Genomic DNA, 14,327 nt, shown 5'->3' with positions numbered 1-14,327 from the left:
GCCCCCCTCGCATCGCGGTGGATGGAGGGGGGCATCATGCTGCGCGCTGCAGGCCGTTTCAGTCGCGTTCGCGCCGGGGCGTCACGCTCGACCAGACCTGCTTCTTGGCGAGGAAGGCCAGGATCGTGGCGAAGATCAGGAAGCCGAGCACCGGCCAGCCGGTCTGGCGCCGCTCGACCAGCTTGGGTTCGGCGGTCCAGGTCAGGAAGGCGGCGACGTCGGCGCTCATCTGGCGGATGGTCGGTTCCGGGTTCCCCTCGGCATAAGTCACCTGGCCATCGGCCGTGATCGGCGGCGCCATCGCCAGGTTGAGGTTGGGGAAGTACTGGTTGAAGTGCAGCCCCGACGGGGTGTCGAAATCCGGGAATTCCGCCTTCAGTTCCTCGGGGATCGGGCCATAGCCGGTCAGCAGCGAATAGACGTACTCGGTGCCGTGGTGCCGCGCCTTGGTGATCAGCGAGAGATCGGGCGGAACGGCGTTGTTGTTGGCCGCGGCCGCCGCCACCGCATTGGGATAGGGCGACGGGAAGTAATCGGTCGGCAGGCCCGGGCGGAACGTGTCTTCGCCGGTGTCCGGGTTGATGCCCGGCACCTGGTAGCTCGCCGCCTCGGCCTTGATCTGGCCTTCGGTGTAACCCAGCCCGGCGAGGTCGCGGAACGCAACGTACTTGAGGCTGTGGCAGGCGGCGCAGACTTCCTTGTACACCTGGTACCCGCGCTGGAGCTGGGCCACGTCCCAGGTGCCCAGCGGGCCGTCGTGCTGGAACCCGCCCTCGGGCCCGTGGGGCGCGAGGTAGAACTCGTACTCGGCGGAAGGCTGGGTCTCTTCGGTCGCCCAGGTATAGGCGCCGGTGACGAAGGCCAGCAGCACCACGATGCTGAAGCCGAGACCGACGAGGATTGCGATAGGCCGGATCATTGTGCGTCTCTTTCTCTCGTCCTCAACTCAGGTCGCGGGCTTGGTGTTTTCGCCGAGCACGGCCTTCTTGTCCGACCCCAGCACGGCCTCGGTGATCGAGTAGGGCAGCGGCTCGGGCTTCTCGAACGAAGAGACGAGCGGCAGGATCACCAGGAAGTGCAGGAAGTAATATGCCGTCGCCAGCTGGCTGAGCATGACGTAGGGCTCTTCCGCCGGGGCCCCGCCGCACCAGAACAGCACGACCATCGCCGGGATCAGGCCGAACCAGAAGAACTTGCGGAACAGCGGGCGATAGTGGCCGCTGCGCACCGGCGAACGGTCGAGCCAGGGCAGGAAGAACCACAGCAGGATCGCGGCGAACATCGCGATCACGCCCCACAGCTTCGCCGGCAGGATGAAGTCCATCGTGAAGGCGCGCAGGATCGCGTAGAACGGCCAGAAGTACCATTCGGGCACGATGTGCGCCGGGGTCGAGAGCGGGTTCGCCTCGATGTAGTTGTCCGGGTGACCCAGCGCGTTCGGCAGGAAGAACACCATGATCGCGAACAGGATCAGGACCACGCCGAGGCCGAAGCCGTCCTTCGCCGTGTAATAGGGGTGGAACGGCACGGTGTCGCTCTCGCTCTTCACCTCGACGCCCGTGGGGTTCGAAGAGCCCGGGATGTGCAGCGCCCAGATGTGCAGGATCACGACGCCCGCGATCACGAAGGGCAGGAGGAAGTGAAGCGAGAAGAAGCGGTTGAGCGCCGCGTCATCGGGGGCGAAGCCGCCCAGCAGCCAGACCTGCAGCGGCTCGCCCACCACGGGGATCGCGCCGAACAGGCCGGTGATCACTTTCGCACCCCAGAAGCTCATCTGCCCCCAGGGAAGGACGTAGCCCATGAAGGCGGTCGCCATCATCAGCAGGAAGATCACCACGCCCAGCAGCCACACCATCTCGCGCGGCGCCTTGTACGAGGAGTAATAGAACCCGCGGAAGATGTGCATGTAGATGACGATGAAGAAGAAGCTCGCGCCGTTCGCGTGGGCATAGCGCATCAGCCAGCCCCAGTTCACGTCGCGCATGATGTGTTCGACCTTGCCGAAGGCGACGGTGGCGTCGGATGCGTAATGCATCGCCAGGACGATACCGGTCACGATCTGCAGGACGAGGAAGAACCCGGCGAAGACGCCGAAATTCCACATGTAGTTGAGATTGCGCGGCACCGGGTAGCCGGCGCCCACCGCGTTGTAGACGAGCCGCGGCAGGGGCAGCTTCTCGTCGAAGAATTTCATGACCGGGTTGGTCGGCGTATATTCCTTGGCCCAGGGGAAGCTCATTTTCTGTCTCTCGCTCCTCAGCCGACGCGAATCACGGTGTCGGACGTGAACTCGTATTCCGGCACTTCGAGATTGGTCGGCGCCGGGCCTTTGCGGATGCGCGCTGCCGTGTCGTAGTGCGAACCGTGGCAGGGGCAGAAATAGCCGCCGAATTCGCCCTTGTTCTCACCCTCGGCCGCACCCAGCGGCACGCAGCCGAGGTGGGTGCACACGCCCATCGTCACGAGCACGTCCTCGTGGCCTTCCTTGGTCCGTTCCTGCAGCGTCTGCGGATCGCGCAGCGAGCTGGCATCGACCGCGTTCGCCTCGGCGATCTCGCGCTCGGTCAGGCGGCGCACGAACAGCGGCTGCTTGCGGAAGATCGCCTTGATCGACTGCCCCGGCTCGATCGCCGAAACGTCGACCTCGGTCGTGCTCTCGGCAAGGACGTCGGCCGAAGGCGCCATCTGGCTGATCAGCGGATAGAGAACCGCGACCCCGCCGAAACCCGCGGCGCTGACCGCCGCAATGTTGATGAAATCGCGCCGGTGCACCCCATCGCCATGCCCCGCATCGTGCGGATCGGCGACGGCTTCGGGTGTCGCGGCGCCAGTCGTATCAGCCATCAGTTCTGCCTTAGTTCCGACGTGTCTTGCCCTGATCCGGCCCGCCGCCGGCGGGGAGGACCCCCACACGGCCGTCATCCGCACACATGCGGACGAGGCCCCCCGCGGAGCCGGTTTGGGCGGCCTGTAGACGCGAAAGTCACCGCTGCCAACCGCCTTTTTCGGATGATCGGGGGGCTAGGCAGGCATTCCGACGAGCGAAATCAGGCGCCCGTAATCGGGCTCCCCCCGGTGCGTCGCGCGGCGGAAGGAGTAGAACAGCTCCGGCTCCGCATAAGTGTCGCGCCCCAGGCTCTCGACCCGCGCCACGCCGGCCCGCTCCAGCCGCGCCGCGACATATCCCGGCAGGTCGAACTGCCAGTGCCCTGCCCGCCCCGGCGCGAAGAACGCGCCCTCGCCTTCGCCGAAACGCGTGCGGAAGCCGTCGTCCACTTCGTAGCTGGCCTGCATGATGCAGGGTCCGATCGCCGCGGCGATCGCGGCGCGATCGGCGCCCAGCGCCACCATGGCATCGACGGTGTTCTCCAGCACCCCGTCATGTGCCCCGCGCCAGCCGGCATGGGCCGCCCCGACCACGCCGGCGGCGCGATCGGCGAGGAGGACGGGCGCGCAGTCGGCGGTCACGACCGCGAGCAGCAGGCCCGCGCGGTCGGTCACCAGGGCATCGCCGCGCGGACGCGCTTCGTCTTCCCACGGCGCGGTCGCCACGACGACGTCGGGCGAATGGACCTGGTGCAGGCCGACCAGGCTCGCCCCCGGCAGCACGGCGCCGGCCGCCAGCTCGCGGTTGCGGCGCACCGCGGCCGGGTCGTCGCCGGCGCCGAAGCCGCATTGCAGCCCGCCCACCGCGCCTCGCGACACGCCGCCGCGGCGGGTCAGGAAGCCGTGCGGAACCCCGTCCAGCGCCGCTGCGCGCAATGCCTCAGCCAAGCGAGCGCCCCACCTGTTCGCGCGTGTCGCGCGAAAGGCCGGGCGCGGCGGCAATCCGTTCCAGCTCCGCCCGCATAAGCGCCGCGCGACCCGGCTCGATCCGGCGCCAGCGGCCGAGCGGGGCGACGAAGCGGGCCGCGGTCTGGGCATTGATCGGGTCGAGTTCGAGGATCAGGTCCGCGATCAGGCGGTAGCCCTCGCCGCTGGGCGCATGGAAGGCCTGGGGATTGCCGGCGAAGGCCATGTAGAGCGCCCGTACGCGGTTCGGGTTGCGCAGCGTGAAGTCCGCGTGCCCGCGCAGCGCCTTGACGTGTTCGATTGCGGCAGGGTGAAGCGACATCGCCTGCAGGCTGAACCACTTGTCGATCACCAGCGCGTTGCCTTCGTAACGGCGGTAGAAGTCGATCAGGCGATCGGTCCGGGCCGCGCTGTCCAGCCCGCACAGGACCATCAGCGCGCCCTGGCGGTCGGTCATGTTGTCGGCCGAATCGTATTGCCCCGCGGCGAGATCGGCCGCGCTGGCCGGATCGCCGGCGGCGAGGTAAGTCAGCGCCAGGGTCTTGACCTTGCGCGCCCCGCGGGCCTCGCGCTCGAGGCCGTAGGGCACCTCGCTCGCCCGCTGGTGGAGACGCAGCAGGCGGTCGCCCAGCTCGCCGGCCAGCCACCGTTTCAGCCCCTCGCGCTCGCGATGGATCCGCCCGGGGTCGGCCACCAGCATCTGCTCGGCGAGATAGGTCTCGCCCGGCAGGACCATCAGCTCGCCGCGCATCAGGTCGTCGAGCCGCTCGTCGTCGAGCACCGCGGTCAGCGCCTCGGCAATCGCGGCCTGGCCCCGCTCGCGGTCCTTCGCATCGAGCCCTTCGCCCGCCGCGGCCACGAGGTGGCCGACGACGAGTTCCTGCATCGCTTCCGCCCGGGCGAAGGCATCGTCGTCGCGCGCGGCGAGGAAGACGAGGTCTTCGCGCGGGACCTGCCGCTCGATCGAGACCGGCGCGGAGAACCCGCGGTTGATCGAGAGCACCGGCGGGGTGGAGAACCGGTCGAAGGCGATCGTCATTTCCTCTTCGTCGAGGATCACCAGCTCTTCCCCGCGGTGGGTGCCCGCCTTGCGGTCGAACAGGGCCAGGCGCAACGGGATCGGCATCGGCTGCTTGGACGGCTGCCCCGGCGTGGGCGGGACGTATTGCCGCAGCGTCAGCGTCGCGCTGTCGCCCGCGTGGTCGAGATCGACCGAGACCTTGGGCGTTCCGGCCTGCGAGTACCACCGGCGGAACGCGCCCAGGTCCAGCCCGGCGCCGTCTTCCATCGCCCTGACGAAATCCTCGCAGGTCGCGGCCTCGCCATCGTGGCGGTCGAAATAGAGATCGGTCCCCGCGCGAAAGGCTTCGGGCCCGGCCATCGTGCGCATCATGCGGATGACCTCGGCCCCCTTGTTGTAGACCGTGGCGGTGTAGAAGTTCGAGATCTCGCGGAAGCTGTCGGGCCGGATCGGGTGCGCCAGCGGCCCCGAATCCTCGGGAAACTGGACCGAGCGCAGGACGCGCACGTCCTCGATCCGCTTGACCGCCTCGCCCTGCAGGTCCTGGCTGAAAAGCTGGTCGCGCAGGACGGTGAAGCCTTCCTTCAGCGACAGCTGGAACCAGTCGCGGCAGGTCACCCTGTTGCCCGACCAGTTGTGGAAGTACTCGTGCCCGATCACGCCCTCGATCGCGTCGTAATCGCCGTCGGTGGCGGTTTCCGGGTCGGCCAGGACATACTTCGTGTTGAAGATGTTCAGGCCCTTGTTCTCCATCGCGCCCATGTTGAAATCGCCAACGGCCACGATGTTGAACTGGTCGAGGTCGTATTCGCGGCCGAAGGCCTCCTCGTCCCATTTCATCGCGCGCTTGAGCGATTCCATCGCGTGCTCGGTGCGCGGCAGGTCGGCCTCGCGGACCCAGACGTTCAGCGCGACCTCGCGCCCGCCCATCGTGACGAACCGATCCGACCGCGCGACGAGGTCGCCGGCGACGAGTGCGAAGAGATAGCTCGGCTTGGGCCAGGGATCGTGCCATTCGGCCCAGTGACGGCCGTCGCTCGCCTCGCCTTCGGCGACCTTGTTGCCGTTCGACAACAGGACGGGGAACTGCGCGCGCGGCCCTTCCAGCCGGACGCGATAGGTGGACAGCACGTCGGGCCGGTCGGGGAAGAAGGTGATCCGGCGGAAGCCCTCGGCCTCGCACTGGGTGCACAGCATCCCGCCCGAGGCATAGAGGCCCATGAGCTGCGAATTGGCGGACGGGTCGATGCGGGTCTCGATCGCGATCTCGTGCGCATCCCCCGCCAGCGGCAGGACGAGATCGCCTTCGTCCATCGCCCAGTCGTTCACCGGTTGGCCATCGATCGCGACCTGCCGCGGCGTCAGCCCGTCGCCGTTGAGGCGGATCGTCTCCGCCCGGTCGCCGCGCGCGTTGCGGGCGACGGTCAGCTTCGCCCTCACGACCGTGCATTCGAGGCCGAGATCGAAATCCAGCGCGATCTCGGGCACCAGCCAGGGGAATGGCCGGTAATCCTCGCGCCGGATCAGCGGCGGCTCTTTCGGCTCTGGCGCCGCATCGGCCATCTCGGGGTTGCCATCGGGCGTGCTCGGATCGGGGCGAATGTCCATGATTCGAAGCTTCTAGGTCCTTTCTCTGGCGCGTCCATCGGATAGAACGCGCATATGGGCACAATGTTCATCTTCGGCATCGGATATACGGCGAGCCGCATTGCCGCTGCGCTGGAGGCGCGCGGATGGTCGGTCGGCGGAACGGGCTCGGGCGGAAACGTCGCTTTCGACAACGCGGCCGCGGTGCGCGAGGCGCTCGACCGGGCCAGCCACGTGCTTTCCTCCGTGCCGCCGGACCGCGCCAGCGGCGCCGACCCGGTCCTGGCCGAATATGGCGAGTGGCTGGAAGGCGGCGGCCGGTGGATCGGATATCTCTCCTCCACCGGCGTCTACGGCGATACCGGCGGTGCCTGGGTGGACGAAAGCGCCCCCACCGGCACCGGCCGGCGCACTGCGCGCGCGGCGGCCGACCGGGAATGGCTCGCGCGCGGCGCGCGGGTCCTGCGCCTCCCCGGGATCTACGGGCCGGGGCGCAGCGCGCTCGACCGGGTTCGCGCCGGCAAGGCACACCGGATCGATCTCGGCCCCGGCGCGCCGCAGCAGGTCTTCAGCCGCGTCCACGTGGACGATATCGTGACCGGCGCGATCGCCGCGCTCGGCGCGCCGGCCGGGGCCTACAACCTCGCCGACGATTGCCCGGCCAGCCAGAACGCGGTGGTGGAGGAAGCCTGCCGCCTGCTCGGCCGCGCCCCGCCCCCGCTCCTGACGGTCGAGCAGGCCGGCCTTTCACCGATGGCGCGCGGATTCTACGCGGAGAATCGCCGCATCGCGAACGGCAAGGCACGGCGCGTACTCGGCTGGCAGCCGCGTTATCCCACGTTCCGCGAAGGGCTGGCCGCGCTGGCCTGAAGGGTGCGCGTCACACCTGGCGGGCGCGCAGCGCGATCAACATGCCGCCCAGCCCCAGGACGGCGCCTGCCACGGCCAGCAGCGACCAGGCATAACCTTCGGCCAGGGTCGAGATGACCATGGCGACCACGATCACCAGCACCCCGTTATAGGCCGCCCGGCCCGCCCCGATCTGGCGCACGATCGTGTAGTAGAGCGGGAAGGTCACGACCGACCCGGCGATGGCGAGCCAGGCGGTGCCTGCCCAGAACGCCGGCGCGGCGGGGATCGTCGGCGGGCCGGCAAGGGCCCAGGCGACGGCGATGTCGAAGCCCGTGCCGTAGAGCATCGACCAGGCGAGCAGGCTGGCCATCGGCAGCGCGCGGCCGGTCTCGTTGGCCTGGATGACATTGGCGATCGAGGCCGAGAGGATGCCCCCGATCGCCAGCGCCACGCCGAGCATGACGCTGCCGCCCAGCGGCGAGAGGCGCGCCTCGTGCAGCAGGAGGAGCGCGATGCCGCCGATCGCGATCGCGCTGCCCACCAGGAAACGCGGGGTGACCTTCTGGCCCAGGAGCCAGCGCCCGAATAGCGCATTGGGCACCATCAGCATGCCGAACATGACCGCAACCACGCCCGAGGTCAGGTGCAGTTCGGCGCGATAGACGAAGTTGAAATTGCCGCAGAACTGCGTCAGCCCGACCGCCAGCGCCAGGAAGTGGCCGGCCCTGCCGATCGCCAGCGAACGCCGCATCGCCAGCGCGACGGCGAACATTGCAGGCGTCGCGATCGCGAACCGGTAGGCGACCGACCAGCTGGGCGCGACCTCGTGGATCTGCCCGGTGATGACATACCAGGTCGACCCCCAGATCAGCGCCACGACCAGGAACGGCAAGGCGATCCGCAGCCGCAGCAGCGCGTGCGGCGGAGCGGCGGGGCCGGGCGCGGTCACAAGCCGGAAATCGCGCGCGCCAGGGCCGCGACGGCCTCGTCCGCGCTGTTCCACGCGGTGACGAAGCGGGCCGCATCGCTCCCCCAGTCGTAGAAGCCGAAGCCTTGCCCGCGCAGCGCGGCGCGTTCTTCCGGCGAAAGGCGGACGAAGACCTCGTTCGCCTCGACCGGGTGGAGGAGACGGTCGCCGCAGGCCCCGGCGATCTCCGCGGCCGCGGCATTGGCCGCGCGCGCATTGGCCAGCCACAGGTCGCCCTCGACCATCGCGAGGACCTGCGCCGCGAGGAAGCGCCCCTTCGACTGCAGGTGCCCGGCCCGCTTGCGGCGATAGCGGGCGAGATCGGCGGCGGCAGGGTCGAAGAAGACGACGGCCTCCGCGCTCATCGCGCCGTTCTTGATGCAGCCGAAGCTCAGGGCGTCGGCCGGGCCGGCCGCTTCGGCCGCGGGGCAATCGAGGAAGGCCACGGCATTGGCGAACCGCGCGCCGTCCACGTGCAGCCCCAGCCCGCGTTCGCGCGCCAGGCGGCCGATCGCCGCCAGTTCGCCCGGCCGGTAGCACAGGCCGTATTCGCTCGCCTGGGTGACCGAGACGGCATGGGGCTGGACCTGGTGGACGTCGTCGCGGATCGGATCGATCGTCGCGGCGATGGCGGCAGGATCGAGCTTCGCCCCCGCCCCCTCGGCCAGCAGCAGCTTGGCCCCGTGCAGGTAGAACCCCGGCGCGCCGCCTTCGTCCATCTCGATATGGGCCTCGCGGTGGCAGACGACTGCGCCGTGCGGCTGGACCAGCGTCGCCAGCGCGAGGCAGTTCGCCGCGGTCCCGGTCGCGACCCAGATCGCCGCGCATTCGCGCCCGAACAGCGCGGTGAAGGCCTCGTCCAGCCGGTTCGACAGGCCGTCGCCGTCGTAGGGGGCATCGGCGGCGTCGGCGGCGCGCATGGCCTCCCACACGCGGGGATGGACGGCGGCGGCGTTGTCGGAGAGGAACTGCATCGCGGAACGCGTCTAGCCGCCGCAGCGTTGAGCGCAAGAAGGAGCGCAGCATGACCATCGAAGGCCTGGAGATCACGCGCCACCCCGGACCGGGGGAGGAACCGGTGCACGGCGAGTACCGCGCGCACGTGCCCGGCAGCGACCATGTCGGGCGGCTGACCTGGAAAGCACGCGGCAATGCGCGAATCGCCGATCATACGCTGGTGCCGCCAGAAATCGGCGGTCGCGGGGTCGCGGCCGCGCTGGTCGAGGCGCTGGTGGCCGACGCGCGCGAACAGGGCTTCACGATCGTGCCGCAGTGTTCCTACGTCGATGCCCAGTTCCGCCGCCACCCGGAATGGAGCGAGCTGCTGGCCCCGACGCCTTCCTGATTCGGGCCTGATCCGGGCCTGACCCGGCCTGAACCGGGGCGCGCTAGGCCAGGCGCGAGAAATCGCGCGCGCAGATGCTCTCGGCAATCGCGCCGCGCAGCGCCCAGGCCCGCCCGTGCGCGAGGCCGGGGATTTCCAGGCTTCCGCCGGCGAGGCCCAGGCGAAGCGTGGCATAGCCGCGCCGGCGGGCGATCGGGCCCGCGACCACTTCCACCGAGTGCAGCTTCACCCGGCTCGCCACGTCGGTCCGCGGGGCCAGCCAGCCACGGCGGGCGTAGAGCCAGCGGTCGTCGATCGCGTGCCGTTCGAAACGCCACAGGAACCATTGCCAGGCCGCGAGGATCGCGCCCGCCGCCAGCGGCACGAGCGCGAACAAAGGGCTGGCCAGCCCGTTCAGCGACAAGGCGACGAAAACCGCCAGCGCGATCGCCCCGGCAAGCCCGCCGGCCAGCAGGGCGCTGTCGAGCCGGTAGCGGCCGCTGGCCCGGTGCCAGTCGAGATCTTCGGCCGGCATCGCGAAACCGGCCGCGCGGGCGATTGGCGCGAGTTCGCCCCAGCGGGCGAAGGGCGCGACGTCGTGGCTGGCCGCCCCGGCATCCTGCGCGAGGCTGACGAACTTGAGCCCGTGCCAGCCGAACCGGCGGCGGATCACGCCGGTGCGGAACGTCAGCGCCTGGACCCGGTGGGCCGGCATGACCACGTCGGTCCGGGTCAGCAGGCCCCGGCGACGGCGGAAGCCCTTGTCGGTCCGCTCGAGCACAAAGCCCCAGTCGCGCAAGACGGTGCGGATCACGCCGGTCGCGATGCCGAGCGCGATGAAGGTGGCGACGGCCAGTGTCCCGCCCACGACTTGCGCGGTCTGGCCCAGGCCGGAAAGCCACGCGCCGGGCCCGGCCAGCCGTTCCTCCCACGCGTCGAAGTCCCACAGGTCGAACGGCAGGAGAAAATCGAACTGCTGCGCGAGGCCGGCGACGACCGCCACGACCGCGAGCGAGAATTCGAACAGGCCGAAGAGGACAATCCGCCGGGGCCCCATGGCGAAGATCGGCGGCCTGCCCTCGATCTCGCCCTCGGCCCTGCCCTCTGTCTCGCCCTCGGTCTCGCCTGCCGGGGCGCCGGGCCCGTCCTTCTGCGCGCGCACGACCTCGCGCAGGCGCTCCCCCTCCTCTTCGCGCAGGAAGGCAAGCTTCAGCTCGTCCTGCCCACCCGCGCCGGTTTCGAACCGCACCTCGACCAGTCCGAAAAACCGGGCCAGCAGCCCCTGCTCGAGACTGACGTCCTGGATCCGTTCGTAGGGAACCGAGCGGGCGGCGCGGCTCAGCACGCCGCTTTCCACCCGTATGTCTTCCGCCCCCACGCGATAGGTCAGCCGCCGCCACTGGAGCCAGGCCAGGCCGAGCGTGAGCGACAGCAGCACGAAAGCGAGCGGGATGAGCGCCAGCAGCCAGCGCCCCTCGTCGCGCAGGACGAAGCCCGCCGCGAGCAGCGCGGGCACGACCTGGCGCAGCCCCGTTGCCGCGTGAACGGCCAGGCCGACCGGCTCGGTGCGCCGGGCCTGCCCCTGTTCCGCGCCAGCTTCCGTCATCGCCGGCGTCACATCGTGTCGCGCCGGATGCGCGCGCGAATCGTCTCGCGCATCGCCCGCGCGTCCTCCTGCGCCAGGCCGGGCAGCGCGACCGAGGCATTGTGGTTGCCGGCCGTGTGGAGCGTGAGCGTGGCGAGGCCATAGGCGCGTTCCAGCGGGCCCTGGTCCACGTCGATATGCTGGACGCGGCCGAACGGCACGACGGTATCCGACCGGAAGAGAATGCCCCGCACGACCCGCAGCCTGTCTTCCCCCATGGCATAGCCGCGCGCGGCATGGCGGCGCAGCGGCACCCGCACGATCAGAAACCCGGCGACGAGCAGGACCGGGACGGCAAAGGCGCCCCGCGGCAGGAGATCGGCGACCTCGAGCACCAGCGAGCCTATCACGAAAGGCAGCGCGGTGAGCGCGGCGGCGATGCGCAGGACCTTGACGTGATTCGGGTGCAGCGCGGTCAGCTCTTCGCGGTCGTCCATGGTGCCTTACATGGATAAGACGGTGACGAAGGGCAAGGCGCAAATTCGCCGGGCAGTGCGTTGGTCGCGATCGGGCCGGGTGCCCGGAAGGAATGGTGCTGCTGGGGAGGATTGAACTCCCGACCTCACCCTTACCAAGGGTGCGCTCTACCACTGAGCTACAGCAGCGCCTGACGAAGCGGGCGCGCTATTGTCGCGCACCGGTCGAAAGTCAAGCCAAGCTTGAGCCGCGCGCGCATTCGCGGCTAGACGCAGCGCCATGTCCCGGGACAACGACCCCCAGCCGACGCGCGAAGAACGCCTGGCCGCCAAGCTGCGCGAAAACCTGCGCCGGCGCAAGGCGCAGTCGCGCCGGATCGCGGGCGCGGAAAGCCCCGAATCGGCAGACAGCGGGCTTTCCAACGCCGGCCCGAAAAGCTAACCGCACACACCCGACCGATAGAGGAGCCTTTCGTTTGCCCACGCTGATCCTAGTCCGTCACGGCCAGAGCCAGTGGAACCTGGAAAACCGTTTCACCGGCTGGTGGGACGTGGACCTGACCGAGAAGGGGGTGGCCGAAGCGGTCGCCGCGGGCGAACTGCTGGCGGCGAAGAACTTGCTGCCCACGCGGGCCTTCACCTCGCTGCAGACGCGCGCGATCAAGACGCTGCACCTGGCGCTGGAGGCTTGCGGGCGGCTGTGGATCCCCGAGACGAAGGACTGGCGCCTCAACGAACGCCACTACGGCGGGCTGACCGGCCTCGACAAGCAGGAAACCCGCGACCGCCACGGTGACGAGCAGGTCCATGTCTGGCGCCGCAGCTTCGACGTGCCGCCCCCGGTCATGGAGGACGGCAGCGACTACGACCTGGCGGCCGATGCGCGCTATGCCGGGATCGAGGTTCCGCGGACCGAGAGCCTGAAGCTGACCATCGAACGCGTCCTGCCCTACTGGGAAAACGAGATCCTGCCCGTGCTCGCAAGCGGGGAAACGGTGATCGTCTCGGCCCACGGCAATTCGCTGCGCGCGCTGGTCAAGCATCTTTCCGCCATCTCGGACGACGACATCACCGGGCTGGAGATCCCGACCGGCCAGCCGATCGTCTATGAATTCGATGCCGACATGAAGTGCGGCGAACGCCAGTACCTGAAGGATCGCTGACATGGCCGGCGGCGGAGAGGGGACCGGGGCGCGCGTCGCCATCGTGATGGGCAGCCAGTCGGACTGGCCGACGATGAAGTGCGCGGCCGAAGTGCTGGACGAGCTGGGCGTCGCGTACGAGGCGCGGATCGTTTCCGCCCACCGTACGCCCGACCGCATGTACGCCTTCGGCAAGGAGGCCGAGGGCAAAGGCTTCCGCGTGATCATCGCGGGCGCGGGCGGCGCGGCGCACCTTCCGGGGATGCTGAGCGCGCTGACCCACCTGCCGGTGCTGGGCGTGCCGGTCGAATCGAAGGCGCTTTCGGGGCAGGACAGCCTGCTGTCGATCGTGCAGATGCCTGCCGGGGTGCCGACCGGCACGCTGGCGATCGGCAAGGCGGGGGCGACCAACGCGGGCCTGCTCGCCGCGGCGATCCTCGCGCTCGGCGATGCCGACCTTTCGCAGCGCCTCCAGGCCTGGCGCGCCGCGCGCAGCGCCGCCGTGGCCGAGCGGCCGCAGGACTCATGATCGCACCGGGGGGAACGATCGGCATCCTGGGCGGCGGGCAACTGGGCCGGATGATGGCCATTGCCGCCGCGCAGCTCGGCTATCGCTGCCATGTCTACGAACCGGGGCGCGACAGCGTCGCGGCCGAAGTGAGCGCGCAGTTCACTTGCGCCCCCTGGCACGACGAGGCCGCGCTCGCGCGCTTCGCCGAGGGGTGCGACGTCGTGACCTGGGAATTCGAAAACGTCCCGGTCGCCCCGCTGGCCCCGATCGAGGGGCTTCTCGCCCCCCATCCGCGCGCGCTCGAAACCGCGCAGGACCGGCTGAAGGAAAAGCGCTTCGTCGAAGGGCTCGGCGGTGTGCCCGCGGCCTATGCCCCGGTGGACAGCGCGCACGACCTCGCCGCCGCGGTCGACCGGATCGGCGCGCCCGGCATTCTCAAGACCCGCCGCGACGGTTACGACGGGAAGGGCCAGTGGCGCATCCAGACCGCGCGCGACGCCGACGCCATCCGCGTGCCCGACGCGCCGACGATCTACGAAGGGTTCGTGGAATTCGCGTGCGAATTCTCGGTCATCCTCGTGCGCGGCCGCGACGGGGAGGTCCGTTTCTGGGACAGCGCCGAGAACACCCATGTCGGCGGCATCCTGGCCACTTCGACCCTGCCCGCCAGCGCCATGGTCGCCGAACAGGTGCCCGCCGCGCGCGACCTGGCGGCGCAAGTGGCCGAGGCGCTCGGCTATGTCGGGGTGCTGACGCTGGAATTCTTCGCCACTGCCGAAGGGCCGGTGTTCAACGAAATGGCCCCCCGGGTGCACAATTCGGGCCACTGGACGATCGAGGGCGCGGCCACCAGCCAGTTCGAGAACCACGTGCGCGCGATCTGCGGCCTGCCGCTGGGGGACACCGCGACCACGGCCGGCCAGGTGGTGATGACCAACATCATCGGTGAAGACGCGCAGGCCGCGCACGAATGCCTGGGCCAGCCCGGCGCGCACCTCCATCTCTACGGCAAGCGCCAGGCCCGCGCCGGGCGCAAGATGGGCCACGTCACGCGGATCGGCGCGGGATGA

The 14,327-nt window shown here is 69.8% G+C and carries 15 protein-coding genes and 1 tRNA gene; 6 read left to right on the top strand and 10 right to left on the bottom strand.

Annotated features, from left to right (window positions below; translation table 11 throughout):
* Nucleotides 1-58: 58 nt before the first annotated feature.
* From T8T98_RS15780 to pepN, 5 genes are all read right to left on the bottom strand, one after another.
* Nucleotides 59-919, bottom strand: coding sequence for a cytochrome c1 (locus T8T98_RS15780; RefSeq protein ID WP_251104511.1), 861 nt, complete (start codon nt 917-919; stop codon nt 59-61).
* A 27-nt stretch (nt 920-946) separates the two neighbouring features.
* Nucleotides 947-2,239 (bottom strand): cytochrome b, encoded by a 1,293-nt coding sequence (locus T8T98_RS15775; RefSeq protein ID WP_160733383.1) that lies wholly within the window; start codon nt 2,237-2,239, stop codon nt 947-949.
* A 17-nt stretch (nt 2,240-2,256) separates the two neighbouring features.
* Nucleotides 2,257-2,844 (bottom strand): ubiquinol-cytochrome c reductase iron-sulfur subunit, encoded by a 588-nt coding sequence (gene petA, locus T8T98_RS15770; RefSeq protein WP_160733384.1) that lies wholly within the window; start codon nt 2,842-2,844, stop codon nt 2,257-2,259.
* Between the two features lie 177 nt (nt 2,845-3,021).
* On the bottom strand, nt 3,022-3,774 hold the full coding sequence (gene pgeF, locus T8T98_RS15765) for a peptidoglycan editing factor PgeF (RefSeq protein WP_251104512.1): 753 nt from the start codon (nt 3,772-3,774) through the stop codon (nt 3,022-3,024).
* Nucleotides 3,767-6,421 (bottom strand): aminopeptidase N, encoded by a 2,655-nt coding sequence (pepN, locus tag T8T98_RS15760; RefSeq protein ID WP_251104513.1) that lies wholly within the window; start codon nt 6,419-6,421, stop codon nt 3,767-3,769. The genes pgeF and pepN overlap by 8 nt, the downstream gene beginning before the upstream one ends.
* Nucleotides 6,422-6,475: 54 nt before the next feature.
* Here pepN and T8T98_RS15755 point away from each other — a divergent pair, with 54 nt between their 5' ends.
* Nucleotides 6,476-7,270, top strand: coding sequence for a Rossmann-fold NAD(P)-binding domain-containing protein (locus tag T8T98_RS15755; RefSeq protein ID WP_251104514.1), 795 nt, complete (start codon nt 6,476-6,478; stop codon nt 7,268-7,270).
* Between the two features lie 10 nt (nt 7,271-7,280).
* Here the strand turns inward: T8T98_RS15755 and T8T98_RS15750 are convergent, their stop codons facing one another.
* Both T8T98_RS15750 and T8T98_RS15745 read right to left on the bottom strand, forming a co-directional pair.
* On the bottom strand, nt 7,281-8,201 hold the full coding sequence (locus T8T98_RS15750) for a DMT family transporter (RefSeq protein ID WP_251104515.1): 921 nt from the start codon (nt 8,199-8,201) through the stop codon (nt 7,281-7,283).
* On the bottom strand, nt 8,198-9,193 hold the full coding sequence (locus T8T98_RS15745; protein ID WP_251104516.1) for a threonine aldolase family protein: 996 nt from the start codon (nt 9,191-9,193) through the stop codon (nt 8,198-8,200). The genes T8T98_RS15750 and T8T98_RS15745 overlap by 4 nt, the downstream gene beginning before the upstream one ends.
* Nucleotides 9,194-9,243: 50 nt before the next feature.
* On the opposite strand from T8T98_RS15745, the gene T8T98_RS15740 reads away from it, so the two are divergent.
* Entirely contained in the window at nt 9,244-9,564 is a 321-nt protein-coding gene (locus T8T98_RS15740; protein ID WP_251104517.1) for a GNAT family N-acetyltransferase, read from the top strand.
* A 43-nt stretch (nt 9,565-9,607) separates the two neighbouring features.
* Here T8T98_RS15740 and T8T98_RS15735 read toward each other — a convergent pair whose 3' ends face one another.
* From T8T98_RS15735 to T8T98_RS15725, 3 genes are all read right to left on the bottom strand, one after another.
* Complete coding sequence (locus T8T98_RS15735; RefSeq protein ID WP_251104518.1) at nt 9,608-11,149, bottom strand: PH domain-containing protein; 1,542 nt, start codon at nt 11,147-11,149, stop codon at nt 9,608-9,610.
* Nucleotides 11,150-11,157: 8 nt separating this feature from the next.
* Nucleotides 11,158-11,625 (bottom strand): PH domain-containing protein, encoded by a 468-nt coding sequence (locus T8T98_RS15730; protein WP_251104519.1) that lies wholly within the window; start codon nt 11,623-11,625, stop codon nt 11,158-11,160.
* Nucleotides 11,626-11,718: 93 nt separating this feature from the next.
* Nucleotides 11,719-11,793 (bottom strand) — tRNA-Thr (locus tag T8T98_RS15725).
* Nucleotides 11,794-11,884: 91 nt separating this feature from the next.
* Between T8T98_RS15725 and T8T98_RS15720 the strand changes: the two genes are divergently transcribed.
* The 4 genes from T8T98_RS15720 to T8T98_RS15705 are packed head-to-tail and all read left to right on the top strand — an operon-like array spanning nt 11,885 to nt 14,327.
* Nucleotides 11,885-12,046, top strand: coding sequence for a hypothetical protein (locus T8T98_RS15720; protein ID WP_202389019.1), 162 nt, complete (start codon nt 11,885-11,887; stop codon nt 12,044-12,046).
* A 34-nt stretch (nt 12,047-12,080) separates the two neighbouring features.
* Nucleotides 12,081-12,767, top strand: a complete 687-nt coding sequence (gene gpmA, locus T8T98_RS15715) for a 2,3-diphosphoglycerate-dependent phosphoglycerate mutase (protein WP_251104520.1) — start codon at nt 12,081-12,083, stop codon at nt 12,765-12,767.
* A 1-nt stretch (nt 12,768) separates the two neighbouring features.
* Complete coding sequence (purE, locus tag T8T98_RS15710; protein WP_251104521.1) at nt 12,769-13,275, top strand: 5-(carboxyamino)imidazole ribonucleotide mutase; 507 nt, start codon at nt 12,769-12,771, stop codon at nt 13,273-13,275.
* Nucleotides 13,272-14,327 carry a 5-(carboxyamino)imidazole ribonucleotide synthase gene (locus T8T98_RS15705; protein ID WP_251104522.1) on the top strand — a complete coding sequence of 352 codons (1,056 nt, stop codon included), beginning with the start codon at nt 13,272-13,274 and terminating at the stop codon, nt 14,325-14,327. Before purE ends, T8T98_RS15705 begins: the two co-directional genes overlap by 4 nt.

The organism is Pelagerythrobacter marinus, from assembly GCF_034375205.1.
GTDB lineage: Bacteria > Pseudomonadota > Alphaproteobacteria > Sphingomonadales > Sphingomonadaceae > Pelagerythrobacter > Pelagerythrobacter marinus.
Note: the sequence above shows the minus strand (reverse complement) of the source record. Positions and strands in the feature narration are given on the sequence as shown.